This window comes from Amantichitinum ursilacus (assembly GCF_001294205.1).
In the GTDB taxonomy this organism is placed as follows: Bacteria; Pseudomonadota; Gammaproteobacteria; order Burkholderiales; family Chitinibacteraceae; genus Amantichitinum; species Amantichitinum ursilacus.
The window spans coordinates 24,545-39,238 of the sequence record NZ_LAQT01000032.1 but is presented as its reverse complement, the minus strand read 5'-3'; the positions used below and the strand labels follow the sequence as shown (position 1 = coordinate 39,238).

Here is a 14,694-nt window from a genome sequence, read left to right as displayed (position 1 = left end):
CAGGGATTGCCGCTGTCCGCAGCTATGAAGTGCTTAAGCCTTCTGAGACAATATCGCGCGTTCAGGTTTCGGCAAGGCCCTCGCGGGCTGATACGGCGAGTCCGCTACCGGGGCTGCCTTCTGCTTACTTTTCTTATGGCTTGAGTAAATAAATGATTCTGGTAACTGGTGGTGCCGGCTTTATTGGCGGCAATTTCGTGCTGGACTGGCTGGCGCAGAGCGATGAACCCGTCATCAACGTGGACAAGCTCACCTATGCCGGTAACACCGATACGCTGAAAAGCCTGGCGCAGAACCCGGCGCATGTATTTGTGCGCGCTGATATTGGCGACCGCGAAGTGTTGGGCAAGCTGCTGGCCGAACACCGTCCGCGCGCCGTGATCAATTTCGCTGCCGAATCGCATGTCGATCGCTCCATCACTGGCCCCGGCGAATTTATCCAGACCAACGTGGTGGGCACCTTCAATCTGCTGGAGGCCGTGCGCGCCTACTGGACTGATCTGCCCGCCGATGACAAAGCCGCATTCCGCTTTCTGCATGTTTCTACCGACGAGGTGTACGGCACGCTGAGCGCCACCGATGCTCCGTTTGCCGAGACCAACCGTTACGAGCCCAACAGCCCGTACTCGGCCTCAAAAGCGGCATCGGACCATCTGGTCCGCGCCTGGCATCACACCTACGGCCTGCCGGTACTAACCACCAATTGCTCCAATAACTACGGCCCTTATCACTTTCCTGAGAAGCTGATTCCGCTGGTTATTCTTAATGCACTAGCTGGCAAACCGCTGCCGATTTATGGCGATGGCCAGCAAATCCGCGACTGGCTGTATGTAAAAGACCATTGCTCCGCCATCCGTCGCGTGCTGCAAGACGGCCGCCTGGGCGAGACCTACAACGTCGGCGGCTGGAATGAAAAAGCCAACCTCGACGTGGTGAACACCATTTGTTCGATCCTGGACGAGATCAAACCGCGCGCTGATGGCGCGGCCTACGCCAGCCAGATTACCTACGTACAAGACCGCCCTGGCCACGATCGGCGCTACGCCATTGACGCCCGCAAGCTGGAACGCGAACTGGGCTGGAAACCCGCTGAGACGTTTGAGACCGGCATCCGCAAAACCGTGCAGTGGTATCTGGATAACCAGGACTGGGTGGGCAATGTAACCAGCGGCGCCTACCGCGACTGGGTGGCGCAGCAATATGGCGCGTGATCTGCCTCTTATTCTGATTACCGGCAAAACCGGCCAGGTCGGCTTTGAACTGCAACGCAGCCTGGCCGTGCTGGGCCGCGTGGTGGCGCTGGATCGCAGCGAATGCGATTTGTCGCAGCCCGAAGCTTTGCGCGCGCTGGTGCAACGCCTGCAGCCGGACGTGATCGTTAACCCAGCCGCCTACACCGCCGTGGATAAAGCCGAAACCGACCAGGCCGCCGCGCAAGCCATCAACGGTGCCGCGCCCGGCGTGCTGGCCGAAGAAGCGGCGCGGCTGAATGCATTGCTGGTGCATTACTCCACCGATTACGTGTTTGCAGGCGACGACCAGACCGAGCCGTATACCGAGAACGCCGCCACTGCCCCTCGTTCCGTCTATGGCCAGACCAAACTGGCGGGCGAAGACGCTATCCGCGCCGCGCATGCGCGCCATCTGATTCTGCGCACCAGCTGGGTATACGGCGCACACGGCGCCAACTTTTTGAAAACCGCGCTGCGCCTGGTGCAAGAGCGCGACGCGCTGAAGATTGTGGCCGACCAGATCGGCGCGCCCACCGCCGCCAGCCTGATCGCCGACGTAACCGCGCAACTGGTGGCGCAATATCTGCATACCGATGAACCGGCCGCGTACCCGTATGGCACCTATCATCTGGCCGCCGAAGGCGAAACCAGCTGGCACGGCTATGCCCGCTATGTGGCAGCCGCCGCGCAACAAGCCGGTGTGGCCTTGAAAGCCACGCCCGAGCGCATTGAAGCGATCCCGACCAGCGCTTATCCGCTGCCCGCGCCACGCCCGGCCAATTCGCGGCTGGATACGCAAAAACTGCGCGCCACCTTTGGCCTGACGCTGCCGCAGTGGCAAGCGGGCGTTGACCAGGTGCTAACGCTGCTGCTGCATCGCTAAAACAAAAGGAATACGAACATGACTCGTAAAGGCATTATCCTGGCGGGCGGCTCCGGCACCCGCCTGTACCCGGCCACGCTGGCCGTATCGAAACAACTGCTGCCCATCTACGACAAGCCGATGATCTATTACCCGCTCAGCGCATTGATGCTGGCGGGCATCCGCGAAATCCTGGTGATCTCCACCCCGCAAGACACGCCGCGCTTTGAGCAATTGCTGGGCGACGGCAGCCAGTGGGGCATCAAACTGCAATACGCAGTGCAAGCCAGCCCGGATGGCCTGGCGCAGGCGTTTATCATTGGCGAACAATTTATCGGTGATGATGATTGCGCGCTGGTGCTGGGCGACAATATTTTCTACGGCCACGACTTTGCTGAGCTGCTGCAAAACGCCGCCGCCAAACCGAGCGGCGCCACGGTATTTGCCTATCGCGTGCATGACCCGGAACGCTACGGCGTGGTGGAATTTGACGCCGATGGCCATGCGCTCAGCCTGGAAGAAAAGCCCGCCGAGCCCAAATCCAACTACGCGGTGACTGGTTTGTATTTCTATGACAACAAAGTCGTGGAGATTGCCAAATCGATCAAACCCTCGCCGCGCGGCGAGCTGGAAATTACCGACGTCAACGCGGCCTACCTCAGCGCTGGCCAACTGGACGTGCAAACCATGGGCCGTGGCTATGCCTGGCTGGACACCGGCACGCACGAATCGATGCTGGAAGCCAGCCAGTTTATTCATACCATCGAAGACCGCCAGGGCCTCAAAGTGTGCTGCCCCGAAGAAATTGCGTTTCGCTCGGGCTGGGTAAGCGCCGCCGAAATCGAACGGCTGGCGCAACCGCTTAAAAAGAACGGCTATGGCCAGTACCTGCTGCGTATGCTGAAAGAAAAGGTTTATTAAAAAATGAAAGTGATCGATACCGCGATCCCGGACGTCAAGATCATCGAACCGCAAGTGTTCGGCGACGACCGCGGCTTTTTCTACGAAAGCTTTAACCAGCAACGCTTTGAAGAAGCCATCGGCCGCCCGGTGCAGTTTGTGCAAGACAACCACTCGCGCTCGGCCCGCGGCGTATTGCGCGGCCTGCATTATCAGATTGAGCACCCGCAAGGCAAACTGGTGCGCGTGGTTGCTGGCGAGGTGTACGACGTCGCCGTCGACATGCGCAAATCGTCGGCCACATTTGGCCACTGGGTGGGCGTAACGCTCAGCGCCGACAACAAACGCCAGCTGTGGGTGCCGGAAGGCTTCGCGCATGGGTTTGTGGTGACGTCGGATTACGCCGAGTTTTTGTACAAGACGACGGATTACTGGTTTAAAGAGCACGAACGCAGCGTGCTGTGGAATGACGCGCAACTGGCTATTACGTGGCCACTGACCGGGGAACCGGCGCTGTCGGCCAAGGATGCGGCCGCCGCCTTGTGGCAAAACGCCGAGGTGTTTGCTTAATGTTGCATTTTTCGGCGTCGCCGCTCGAACTATCGCGTGGCGTGTGGCGGCATCGGGGATTGGTCAGTGCGCTGATCAGGCGCGAAGTGGTAGGCCGCTATCGCGGTTCGGCATTGGGGTTGATGTGGTCTTTCTTTAACCCGGTATTCATGTTGTCGGTTTATACCTTTGTATTCAGCGAGGTATTCAAGGCCCGTTGGAGTGGCGCAAGCGGCGATAAATCCGAATTCGCATTGATCTTGTTTGCCGGGTTAATGGTGTTCAACCTGTTTGCAGAATGCATCAATCGAGCCCCGACGCTGGTTCTGGCTAATCCCAACTACGTCAAAAAGGTCATTTTCCCTCTGGAAATGCTGCCTTGGGTCAACTTGGGCGCCGCGTTTTTCCACATGGCGATCAGCTTTCTGGTCTGGCTGTTTTTTTACTTTATTTGCCGCGGCGTTCCCCCTGCGACCATCTGGCTGTTGCCTCTCGTCATATTGCCGTTGTTACTGTTTACCCTTGGCGTGTCGTGGGCATTGGCCGCGTTGGGCGTGTATTTGCGCGATATCGCTCAAGTGACCGCGTTGCTCACTACAGTACTTATGTTCATGTCTCCGATTTTTTATCCTGCTTCGTCGTTGCCTTCGGAGTACCGGGCATTGCTGAACCTGAATCCGCTCGTTCCGATTATCGAGCAAGCTCGCAACGTGATGATCTGGGGTCAATGGCCAACATGGAACATGCTGGCTGCGCAATACGTCGCGTCGTTCTGTGTGGCTTGGGCTGGTTTCGCCTGGTTCCAGAAAACCAGAAAGGGGTTTGCCGATGTCCTCTGAAGCAGCCATCGTTGTCGAGCACGTCGGCAAGTGCTACCACATATACGAACGACCACGCGACCGACTGCTGCAGATGATGGCGAGGGGACGTAAACGGTTTTTTCGCGAGTTCTGGGCCGTCAATGGGGTGTCGTTTGAGATCGGCAAAGGCGAGACGGTCGGGATTCTGGGCCGCAACGGCAGCGGCAAGTCGACATTGCTACAAATGATTTGCGGCACGCTCAACCCAACCATGGGCAACATCACTGCAAACGGGCGCATCGCCGCTTTGCTGGAGCTGGGGTCAGGGTTCAACCCCGAGTTTACTGGACGTGAGAACGTCTTCATGTACGGCAATTTGCTGGGCATGAGTCGCCAGGAAATTGCGGATCGCTATTCGGCGATCGCGGAATTTGCCGATATCGGTGATTTCATTGATCAGCCTGTGAAAACATATTCCAGCGGCATGATGGTGCGGTTGGCATTTGCCGTTCAGGTACAGGTAGATCCCGATATCCTCATTGTTGACGAGGCGTTGGCCGTGGGTGATGCCGGCTTTCAGCTCAAGTGCATGTTGCGCATGCGCGAACTGCAAGCGCGCGGTGTGACCATTTTGTTTGTATCGCATGATACCGGCAGCATCATCCGGCTTTGTGATCGCGCCATTCTGCTGGATCACGGCCAATTGCTAATCGACAGTGATGACCCATTGGCCGTGGTCAAACAATACGAAACGCTGACCCGAGCAGGTGTGGCGCCAGTGGCAGCGCCCCTGCACGCGGTGCCACAGGTATCCGTGAATTATCAATCCGAGCTGCAAGGCATCAGTGAAACCCGCTTGGGTACACGTGAGGCAGAGTACCTGAGCGTTGATTTTCTTGGGGACGACGGCCACCCGCGCCAGGTTTTCCATGCTGGTGACGCGGTGGACATACGCGCCACCATCCATAGCCATAAATCGTTTTCTCGAGTCGTGAGCGGTTTTACGCTAAAAAACAAGGCAGGCGTGGATGTCTGGGGCGATAACAATCTTTACGCTGGCATTGATCTGGCCCTTAGTCCCGGCATTCAAACCTTGTCGTATCGGTTTTTGCTTAACGTACCGGCTGGCGAATATTTTCTGTATATCGGCCTCGCTGATATTTCGGAAAGTCGAATCGAGCTCGATCAGCGCTGGCCGATACGAAAAATTACTGTTGTCTCAAAACGCCAAGTGCTTGGGTACGTATACTCACCAGCAAATATCGAACTGAAGCCGGTCGCCCCGGTTTAGCTATAGCGACACGAGTGGCATAAGAGCAAAACATACGTGTTCAGCACGATGCTGGCTTGGAAGCATGCCCTCGTTTCGCTCCTTTTAGTGGAGATCAGAGTGGTCAATATTGTTGCCTTCGTGCCGGCCAAAGGGTCGAGCGACCGTATTCAGAACAAGAACTTACGTGTGCTGGACGGCGAATACCTGTTTAAGCGCAAGCTCCGTCAGCTCTTGAAATGTGAGCGCATTACTGAAGTGGTACTGGATACTGATAGCGACGAAATCGCACATCTGGCTTCCGACCTGCCGGTAAGCCGTTTGAAGCGACCAGAGCAATTGGCCACGAATGCAACGGACGGACACGAGTTATTTGCCTGGGAATGCAGCCAGCGCACGGCCGACCTGTATGTCCAGGCACTTTGCACGGCGCCGTTTGTAGACGCCGGTACGCTCAATCGCGCCATTGACGCCTTACTGGCTAGCCCTGATCACGATTCGCTGGTTGCTGTCACACAAGGCAAGCAATACACGTGGAAGGACGGCAACCCGGAGTATGGTCGCGGCCGGATTCCAAATAGCGTCGATCTTCCGGCTGTCACCATTGAGGCAATGTCGCTTTATATCGTTCGCGCATCTGTACTGGCCTCGGGTAAACGTTTCGGTAGCAATCCGCTTATGTTCGTGCTTGACCCCACCGAAGTGGTCGACGTGAACTGGCCAGAAGATCTGCAATTGGCTGAGACGATTGCCGCTGGCGCCCGCGCACGGGAAAACCTTGCCCTGGGCGCTTTGTTTCCTTACCTGACCTCGTCGATGCTTGCCGACATCACCCGTGAAATGGGCCTGAATTTTGTGCTGCCCAAAGAAATTATGGGTGGTGGACGCTTTTTTGGCCGGGCGAAGACATTGTTGCTGGACCGCCCGCAGGAAAACGAGTCGTGGCAGGGCATCTACGACGCGCTCGACACCTACCAGTTTGTGCGGCCCGGCGATGTGATCATGGTGGAAAACCGGGTGCCAGATCATGCGTATTTCGGCAACCTGAATGCACAACTTGCCATGCGCGCGGGCGCGGTGGGTGCTGTGGTAGATGGCGTAACGCGTGACAAATATGATGTGGCCAAGCTCGACTTCCCGGTGTTTGCACGGGGGCATTACTGCGTGGATATCAAATTTGAAGGCACCACTCGGGCAATGAACATGCCGATCAATATCGGTGGGGTGACCGTCAAAAACGGCGATTTCATTTTTGCCGATGGCGATGGAGTAATCGCCATCCCCGAGCAACTGTGGCCGGAAATCAAAGAACTGGCTTTAAAAGGCATCGAAAAAGAATGGCGCGTTGGAATGGCCGTCGCGCTGGGTATTGCGCCTAAGGAAATATTTACGCGCCACGGGGAATTTTGAAGTAATGAATATCCTGTTTTATGTGGAGCCGTTGGTTGAGCGCGATAATCCGCTCTGGAAAAAAGGATGGCTCCTTGATTTCATGCACCGCATGGTGTCTTCTCTGGGCGCGGACGATGCCCAGGTGCATGAATTTGCCTGTGTTACCGGTAGCGCGCTCGGAGTGACTGCGCGTCAGGTGCTGGGGCAAGGCAGGGTGGTGACAATTGGCCAATCCGAGTTGATCCCGGCGTTTGGGGCCAACGCGCTGGACGCTGCCTCGCGCTGGTATCTGGGCTTGAACGACGCGCCGGTCCTCGCTTCCATGGCACACTTGATTGCTGGCAAGCTCGGGGATTTTGTTCCGGATATCTGCATCACGTTTTCGCCAGCGCCTTTTCTCGCGACTGCGTTTCCCCATGCACAAACGTTTCATTTCGAACTCGGAATGATTTCGCGGCCTCCGTTTCCTGAAACCATCTACCTCGATCCATGCGGGATGTTTTCTGCTGGGATGCTGGGGCGGTTTGCGGATGAAATCCAGAATATCAAACCTTCGAAAGATGCCGAGCAGGTTGTCGCCCTGATTCGCGAGCGGTATTGCACTGCGCGGGCTGATCAGAGCAACCCGGTTTACGCGTATGTCGGGGAGACCATTGCGCAATTCTCCTCGGCAATTCTGTTACCGCTGCAGTTTTCCAACTTTTATGCTTACGACGCCAATGCCACGTTCAAAGATCAGTACGATTTGTTGATCAATGTGCTGGAAGCCACGCCTCCGCACGTTGCGGTCGTGGTTTGCGAGCATCCTGAATACGAAATCCTGCGCCCTGAGGTAATCGACTACCTGACGGTGCGTTATCCCAATTTTGTCTGGCACCCGATGTTCCGCGTGGTATACGGAACGTCGCATTACTTGATGCCCTTTGTGCATGGCGTGGTTTCGGTCAGCTCCAGCGTGGGTCTGCAAGCCATGTTGTGGCGCAAGCCGCTGGTAGTGTTGGGACATAGCCATCTCGATGCCGCTGGGGATGGCCACGACATTGCCACCTTGCTAACCGCTGCAGATGCGCCCTGGCCGGAGCAAAAGGAAAATGTGCTGGCGTGGATACTGACCCGCTTTCATCTTCCCTCGGCGCTGCTGCTGCAACCACGCAGGCTGCTGGCCTGGTTGACGCATGTGCGCGCGGCATCGTTTGAACAGTACAACGCCAGCTTGGCAAGCGCGTGCATGGATGACGGGGCTGTGCTGGCTCATTACCAAACCGCTAGCCGCACGGGTTGGTCGTCACCAAAATCAAGCACCAATAAATTGCCAAAAGGCTATTTTTTTGCAGCGCTGTATTTTGCGACCACCCAGGAGAGCTTCAACGAACTCAATTGCCTGCGCCATTTTGGGCAATGGGGTACCGAACCGTCGGTGATTGAATTCCAGCTACCCTCCGTGCCTTTGACTGCGCTGCGGCTGGACCCGGTAGCACAGCCCGAGATGCTGATGCTGAGCGAGCTACGGCTTGACGATGCGGCGGGCAATGTAATTTGGCGTTGGGACGGGACGGAGTACGGGCTGGGCGCATTGGTCAATATTGTCAGTGTGCCCGCGCTGGAGCAGCGCGGTTTGTTATTGCAATGCGATAACGACGATCCGCAGATTTTTCCCTCAATCGATTCGGCTACGTTGGCGGCTGCGTCTGCTCCGGTGACATTGCGTGCCGTGTACGCCAAGGCAGGCATCGGCGTGTTGCGCCATAACAGCCGCGCGATGATGACAGCGATTGCCGAAGCCAGCCTGCGTTGCCAGTTGCTGGAATCCGAGCGTGAAAAACTCATGCTGGCCAGCAAGGGGCAGCTGAAAAAAATTGCAGAAAGCGAAGGCCTGTTGGCACGCTTCAAGAAGGAAAAAGAGGTCATGTCGCAGCGCCTTGGCGAACAAAACAGATTGTTAAGCGAGCGTGAGGCCAGTGCCAGCGATCTGGTGGGCGAGGTTAACGCGTTGCGGCACGAGATAGCCGCCTTGCGCAGTTCCACCAGTTGGCGTGTGGCAGCGCCGGTACGGTGGGTGGGCGCTGCTTTCGGAGGCGCCTCGCCGCTGCGCAAGGGCCGGGTGGCCTTGTATGTTGGCGCCGCTCGCAGAGGCGCGCGCGCCATGCCACGCATGATCAAACGGCAGGGCGGCCCGGCGGCAGCATTTCGTCGCGTATTGTCGGTACTGCGTCATGAAGGGTTACATGGCCTTAAATTGCGCCTCTATCGCCGCTTGCCTGCCGATCTTGCGAATGTTATGGCTCCCCCGGTGCAAAAAGGCTCTTTGCCCACTGCCTGGCATTATCGTGATCCCGCGTTCACGAGTGACATTGCCGCAGAAATCGCCAACATGGCCGCGGCGCCGTTATTTTCGGTGGTTACGCCGACCTACAACACTGATTTACGCCAGCTACAGGCGATGATCGAGTCGGTCCAGGCGCAGTGGTATCCCCATTGGGAGCTTTGCATCGCCGATGACTTTAGCAGCGATGAAAAGACTCGCCGTTACCTGCAATCAATCACCGATCCGCGAATCAAGGTCGCTTTTCAGACCACCAATGGCGGAATCTCGGCCGCTTCAAATGCGGCCGCCGCCTTGGCCACTGGCGACTATATCGCCCTGCTGGATCACGACGATCTGTACACGCCCGACGCGCTCTACAAGATGGCTAAGTGTATTGCGGCAACGGGAGCCGAATACATTTATTCGGACGAGGACAAAATCGACGAGGCGGGGCGGTTCAGCGAACCGTTCTTCAAACCCGCGTGGTCACCTGATGCCTTCATGAGCATCATGTATACCTGTCATCTCTCATGTTTCAGCCGCGCGTTGTTCGAGCGCGTCGGCGGGTTTCGCGTGGGCTATGAGGGCGCGCAGGACTACGATCTGGTGCTGCGTATGAGCGAGGTCTGGCACGGCGTCGCGCATATTCCGGAAGTGCTTTATCACTGGCGGATACACTCGGGCTCGATCGCCGCCAGCGCCGAGGCAAAGCCTTACGCGATCGATTCGCTGCGCAAGGCTAAACTGGATGCATTGGCGCGCCGTGGCTTGCGCGGCGAACTGGAGCCGGTGCCGCAGATGCCGGGCCAATATCGAATCAAATACGCAGTCGATGGCAATCCGAAGGTATCGATCATTATTCCTACACGCGACAAGATCGATTATCTACGGCGTTGTATCGACTCGATCGTCAGCAAGACCACATACCTGAATTACGAAATTATTGTGGTCGACAACGGCAGTGAAGAAGCTGAAAGCCTGGCTTGCTTCAGCCAGCTTGAACGCGAGAGCATGGCGCGTATTGTAGACGCCGCGGGACCGTTCAATTTTTCAGCAATCAATAATAAAGGCGTCGCTGCAGCCACTGGCGATTATCTGCTGTTTTTAAATAATGACACCGAGGTCATTGAAGGAGATTGGCTTGAGCGCATGTTGGGCTTTGCGCAATTGCCCCATGTGGGCGCGGTGGGTGCCCGGCTATTGTTTGAACATGGCACTTTGCAGCACTGTGGCGTGGTGAATCTGGCTGATGGACCTGGGCATGCATTCTATGACCGCGATCCGTCTCACCCGTATTACTTTGGTCGTTCATTGCTCGACTATAACTGGCTGGCCGTTACCGCGGCTTGCCTTCTCGTGTCCCGCGATAAATTCCAACGCGTCGGCGGCTTTAATGAGTCGTTAGCGATTGGGTATAACGATGTCGACTTATGTTTCAAGTTATACGCAGCGGGCTATTTTAACGTGGTCGCGCAGGCGGCCCGATTGTATCATTATGAATCTGTAAGCCGCGGGCTTGATGACATTGATCCAGCCAAGCTAAAACGCTTACACGGAGAAAAGAAAATCCTCTATCGCAATCATCCACAATTATTTGGACGCGATCCGTTTTACAACCCGAATTTGCACCCGAACAGCGGTGAATTTCTGACCAACTGGTAATTTCCGTGCTTCAAATCAAAGAACAAATAGACAATCACAAAATCATATCTTTCGATTTTTATGACACTTTGTGCTACCGGATCATGCCCGAGCCGGAAGTCGTATTTGATCTGGTCGGTTTGCAGCACGGCATTGCGGATTTCCGGCGCATACGTCAGCAGGCACAGGGGGTGGCATTTCAGCGCATGTTGGCAAGCGGCCGCAAGGAAATCACGCTGGCAGACATTTATGATGGAATGCAGATTCCTGGTTATAACCGTGATGAACTGTTTGCGTCTGAGTTGGCGTTTGAGCGTGCGCTAACGCGACCCAGTGCTGCCGCTTGCGCGTTGTTTCAATACGCGGTCGCTGCGGGTAAACGGGTAGTTGTTATTTCGGACATGTATTTGCCCGGCGATTTCATCGCTGCGCTTTGCAAGGATTTTGGCCTCCAGCCAGAGCGGGTTTTTGTCTCTAGCGATAGCAATGCCACCAAACGCGACACGGGCGAACTGTATTTGCAGGTTGCAACGACGCTTGGCGTCGAAACCGGCGATATTGCCCATATCGGGGACAATTACATCTCCGACGTGCAGCGGGCCCAAAGCCGCGGGCTGACCGGCGTGCATTATTGCCCTGTCGATATCAAACACCGCCATCTTGCAAAAACGCCGGTTACCTCCGTACTTGAAGAGCTGTTGAGGCTTGAAGTCAAACAACATCGTGGCACCGACCCGCTTGAAGGCGCTGGCACTTATTGCGGTGCGGTGGGGTTGTTGGCGTTTTCGCAATGGTTACGCTCGGTCTGCACTGAAGATACGCCGGACCTGCTTTGCCTTGTATCACGCGATGGCCATTTGCTGAACCAGGTTTTTGCCGATGAGCCGGTCGACGTGCCTTTTGCCTATATGCATGGCTCCCGCGTCGCCTACACGCTGGCACAGATTAATGAACACAATTTTGAGGCTCACCTCGAGTTCCTGATTTCGGGAAGCGATTATTTTTCGGTGGACGATTATTTTGCCCGTATCGGTCTACCTCTGCCCTCTGACGAAGCCGTATTTGCTGCTGGTTTGACGCGTGACATTGTTATCACGGCGGAATTGCACGAACACGTACGCCATCTTTTGCGTCTGCATAAAAAGCTAATTGTGCGCCACGCCTATGACACGCGCGCTGGCCTATATCGTTATCTGCTTGAAATGGGAATTCGCGATGGCATGCGGCTGGGCTTTGTCGATATAGGCTGGAGCGGCACAACGCAAGACGCGTTCGAAACCGCGGTCAAATCAATGTTTGATGTCGAGGTAATCGGGTATTACTTTTGTCTCGCGGATACCCCGTCGCGGCGGGCCCGCGCGGCGCGCCTGCAGATGAAGGCATTGCTCGACCCCAGTTTGTGTGATCCGGCTTGGCTAGCTCAGGTTTACGACAACCGGGTGCCGATCGAAATGTTCTTCTCCGCACCCGAAGGCGCCACGATCGGTTTTGATGCGGGTGCGCATTTCGGGGAACGCACGGTGCTGCCGGTGAAAGTGGTCAAAGATCAGTGCCGCGGAATCAATTACGACATTGAACAAGTCGTCGCCCGGATCAATGCTGGATCATTGGCGGGCTATCGCAAGGCTCGTCAGCTGTTGAATACGCTGGACGTCGATGCGACGGCGGAAGAACTAGCGCATCTGTTTGTGAATATTATTCTCGATCCCCCGCATTTCCTGGCCGCGTCGCTTGGATGGATCAATAATTTCGATAACTGGGCTAGCACAGCTAATTATCACATCTGCATCGCCAGCCCGGAGTCGTTTCCACACGAAGGCGCGCGTGCCAAACGGGATATGTGGCCAGCGGCATACAGGCGCCTGTCGGCCTGACCGGGCGCCCCATGTCTATATGCATCAATCAGGATTACCGGATTTGCTGAAATACCATGTTCGTTTTCCACGCCCCGCTATCCGCATCGATGCGGGTCGGCGAGGCTTCGAGCGGGTTGCGTCATGATAGGTGCCGTCGTAGTTACCTATCATCCGGACGAGGCTGCCCTCAGCGGCATTGAAAAGTGGCAAGAGTTATTTGGCGCTGTCGCTGTCGTCGATAATTCGGCGCAATGCCCTGCGGCGTTACAGACGTTGTCCAACCGATATGCGCATGTTGACTTGATTGCCAACGGGCGAAACCTCGGCGTGGCCGCCGCACTCAACCAAGGCGTTGCACGGCTGCTGGCTCAAGGTTGTGACTATCTTTTTCTGTTTGATCAGGATAGTGAGCCAGAGGCCGCCATGGTTAATGGTGTCGTCGCACAATTGCAGGCCTTGGATGGAGAGCCGGTGGCGCAAATCGGCCCGGCCTATTTTGATCGCCGCTTGCAACAGCGCGCGCCATTTATTCAGTTGGTCGGCGGCAGGATTGTGCGACATCCCGCGCAAGGTGAGGCACTGATCGAAGCTGATTATCTGATCACTTCGGGCACGTGTATTCCATCACGGGCCTGGCAGCAGATCGGGCCAATGGATGAGCGCTTGTTCATCGACTTTGTCGATATCGAGTGGGGGTTGCGCGCCCGGGCGCAGGGCTGGCGCAGCTACGGCTGGCCAGCGGTTACGATGCAACACTCGCTGGGCGATGAACCCGTTAAAGTGTTCGGGCGATCGTATCCGCTACATTCACCGCTGCGACATTATTATTATTTTCGCAATTGCATTGCATTGATGAAGCGTGCCTACATTCCACGCGAATGGAAATGGATTGAGCTTTATAAACTGCCCTTGCGATTTGTGGTTTATGCGATCTTTACCCGACAGCGTCGGCGCCACGCGTACATGATGCTGCGCGGGCTGTGGGACGGGTTGCGCGGTAAAACCGGGCGAGCCCCATGAGTGAAATCCGTTTGAGCATTTCGGTGGTTGTATACCGCACACCGCTGATGCAGTTGAATCCTTTGTTTACCTCTCTGACCGCACTTGCATATGCCGCTATTTGCGTGGTGGATAACGGCAATGACACCCAATTGCGCGATTACGTTAATCGTCAAGGTTGGCAATATCTGTGCACGGGCGTCAATCATGGCTATGGCAAAGGCCACAACCTGGCTCTGTCGGCGTTGCGTGACGTCGATACCCCATATCACTTAGTCGTTAATCCGGACATCAGCTTTGATGCTGGCAGCATGCTACGCATGCTCGAATACCTTGATACACACCCCGAGGTGGGGCAATTAATGCCACGCATTGAGTATCCGGATGGTCGACTGCAACATTTGTGTAAACTACTGCCGACGCCTTTGGACCTTTTGTTCAGACGTTTTTTGCCGGATTGCGCACTGAAACGCAAGCTGCGCGATCGATATGAACTGCGATATTGGTCTTACGCAAGCCCTGCGGACATCCCGGTGTTGTCGGGCTGTTTTATGTTGCTGCGCCGGGATGCTTTGCAACATTGCGGGGGGTTTGACCCTCGCTACTTTATGTATCTGGAAGATACCGACCTTTGCAGGCGGATTGGCATGCAATGGAGTACTTGCTACTTCCCCGACGCAACGGCGGTTCATGATTATGCCAAGGGTTCTTACCGCAACCCGCGCTTGCTTGCATACCACATCATGTCTGCTATCCGGTATTTCAATCGCTGGGGTTGGTTCAGCGATACTTACAGGCGTATACGTAACAAGCGCGCCGAACATGACCTCGGACTATAGAATCGAGTCATAATAGGCCTTATAAATTGCAGCCATAAAGAACACATCG

11 protein-coding genes are annotated in these 14,694 nt (G+C 55.9%); all 11 read left to right on the top strand.

The genetic code is table 11. The features are described 5' to 3' along the window. Nucleotides 1-152: 152 nt before the first annotated feature. The 11 genes from rfbB (at nucleotide 153) to WG78_RS18395 (ending at nucleotide 14,645) form a co-directional block, all read left to right on the top strand. Nucleotides 153-1,211 carry a dTDP-glucose 4,6-dehydratase gene (gene rfbB, locus WG78_RS18445; RefSeq protein WP_053939312.1) on the top strand — a complete coding sequence of 353 codons (1,059 nt, stop codon included), beginning with the start codon at nucleotides 153-155 and terminating at the stop codon, nucleotides 1,209-1,211. Continuing rightward, nucleotides 1,201-2,115, top strand: a complete 915-nt coding sequence (gene rfbD / locus WG78_RS18440; RefSeq protein WP_053939311.1) for a dTDP-4-dehydrorhamnose reductase — start codon at nucleotides 1,201-1,203, stop codon at nucleotides 2,113-2,115. Before rfbB ends, rfbD begins: the two co-directional genes overlap by 11 nt. 18 nt (nucleotides 2,116-2,133) lie before the next feature. Next, nucleotides 2,134-3,015: a glucose-1-phosphate thymidylyltransferase RfbA gene (gene rfbA / locus WG78_RS18435; protein ID WP_053939310.1), complete on the top strand. Its 882-nt coding sequence runs from the start codon at nucleotides 2,134-2,136 to the stop codon at nucleotides 3,013-3,015. A gap of 3 nt (nucleotides 3,016-3,018) precedes the next feature. Further along, nucleotides 3,019-3,564 (top strand): dTDP-4-dehydrorhamnose 3,5-epimerase, encoded by a 546-nt coding sequence (gene rfbC / locus WG78_RS18430; protein ID WP_053939309.1) that lies wholly within the window; start codon nucleotides 3,019-3,021, stop codon nucleotides 3,562-3,564. Further along, nucleotides 3,564-4,382 (top strand): ABC transporter permease, encoded by an 819-nt coding sequence (locus tag WG78_RS18425; RefSeq protein WP_053939308.1) that lies wholly within the window; start codon nucleotides 3,564-3,566, stop codon nucleotides 4,380-4,382. The genes rfbC and WG78_RS18425 overlap by 1 nt, the downstream gene beginning before the upstream one ends. After that, nucleotides 4,372-5,634: an ABC transporter ATP-binding protein gene (locus WG78_RS18420; RefSeq protein WP_083459363.1), complete on the top strand. Its 1,263-nt coding sequence runs from the start codon at nucleotides 4,372-4,374 to the stop codon at nucleotides 5,632-5,634. Before WG78_RS18425 ends, WG78_RS18420 begins: the two co-directional genes overlap by 11 nt. A gap of 36 nt (nucleotides 5,635-5,670) precedes the next feature. Beyond that, nucleotides 5,671-7,023 (top strand): RraA family protein, encoded by a 1,353-nt coding sequence (locus WG78_RS18415; protein WP_201782485.1) that lies wholly within the window; start codon nucleotides 5,671-5,673, stop codon nucleotides 7,021-7,023. Nucleotides 7,024-7,027: 4 nt separating this feature from the next. Next, nucleotides 7,028-10,972, top strand: coding sequence for a glycosyltransferase family 2 protein (locus tag WG78_RS18410; protein ID WP_053939305.1), 3,945 nt, complete (start codon nucleotides 7,028-7,030; stop codon nucleotides 10,970-10,972). 5 nt (nucleotides 10,973-10,977) lie between these two features. After that, on the top strand, nucleotides 10,978-12,825 hold the full coding sequence (locus tag WG78_RS18405) for a hypothetical protein (RefSeq protein ID WP_152969291.1): 1,848 nt from the start codon (nucleotides 10,978-10,980) through the stop codon (nucleotides 12,823-12,825). 123 nt (nucleotides 12,826-12,948) lie between these two features. Continuing rightward, complete coding sequence (locus WG78_RS18400) at nucleotides 12,949-13,827, top strand: glycosyltransferase family 2 protein (RefSeq protein ID WP_053939303.1); 879 nt, start codon at nucleotides 12,949-12,951, stop codon at nucleotides 13,825-13,827. Continuing rightward, nucleotides 13,824-14,645, top strand: coding sequence for a glycosyltransferase family protein (locus WG78_RS18395; protein WP_053939302.1), 822 nt, complete (start codon nucleotides 13,824-13,826; stop codon nucleotides 14,643-14,645). Before WG78_RS18400 ends, WG78_RS18395 begins: the two co-directional genes overlap by 4 nt. Nucleotides 14,646-14,694: the final 49 nt, after the last annotated feature.

What these genes read in the sequence shown, in the direction of transcription:
- rfbB (WP_053939312.1), top strand. Translation starts at nt 153, where the DNA reads ATGATTCTGGTAACTGGTGGTGCCGGCTTTATTGGCGGCAATTTCGTG.
- rfbD (WP_053939311.1), top strand. Translation starts at nt 1,201, where the DNA reads ATGGCGCGTGATCTGCCTCTTATTCTGATTACCGGCAAAACCGGCCAG.
- rfbA (WP_053939310.1), top strand. Translation starts at nt 2,134, where the DNA reads ATGACTCGTAAAGGCATTATCCTGGCGGGCGGCTCCGGCACCCGCCTG.
- rfbC (WP_053939309.1), top strand. Translation starts at nt 3,019, where the DNA reads ATGAAAGTGATCGATACCGCGATCCCGGACGTCAAGATCATCGAACCG.
- WG78_RS18425 (WP_053939308.1), top strand. Translation starts at nt 3,564, where the DNA reads ATGTTGCATTTTTCGGCGTCGCCGCTCGAACTATCGCGTGGCGTGTGG.
- WG78_RS18420 (WP_083459363.1), top strand. Translation starts at nt 4,372, where the DNA reads ATGTCCTCTGAAGCAGCCATCGTTGTCGAGCACGTCGGCAAGTGCTAC.
- WG78_RS18410 (WP_053939305.1), top strand. Translation starts at nt 7,028, where the DNA reads ATGAATATCCTGTTTTATGTGGAGCCGTTGGTTGAGCGCGATAATCCG.
- WG78_RS18400 (WP_053939303.1), top strand. Translation starts at nt 12,949, where the DNA reads ATGATAGGTGCCGTCGTAGTTACCTATCATCCGGACGAGGCTGCCCTC.
- WG78_RS18395 (WP_053939302.1), top strand. Translation starts at nt 13,824, where the DNA reads ATGAGTGAAATCCGTTTGAGCATTTCGGTGGTTGTATACCGCACACCG.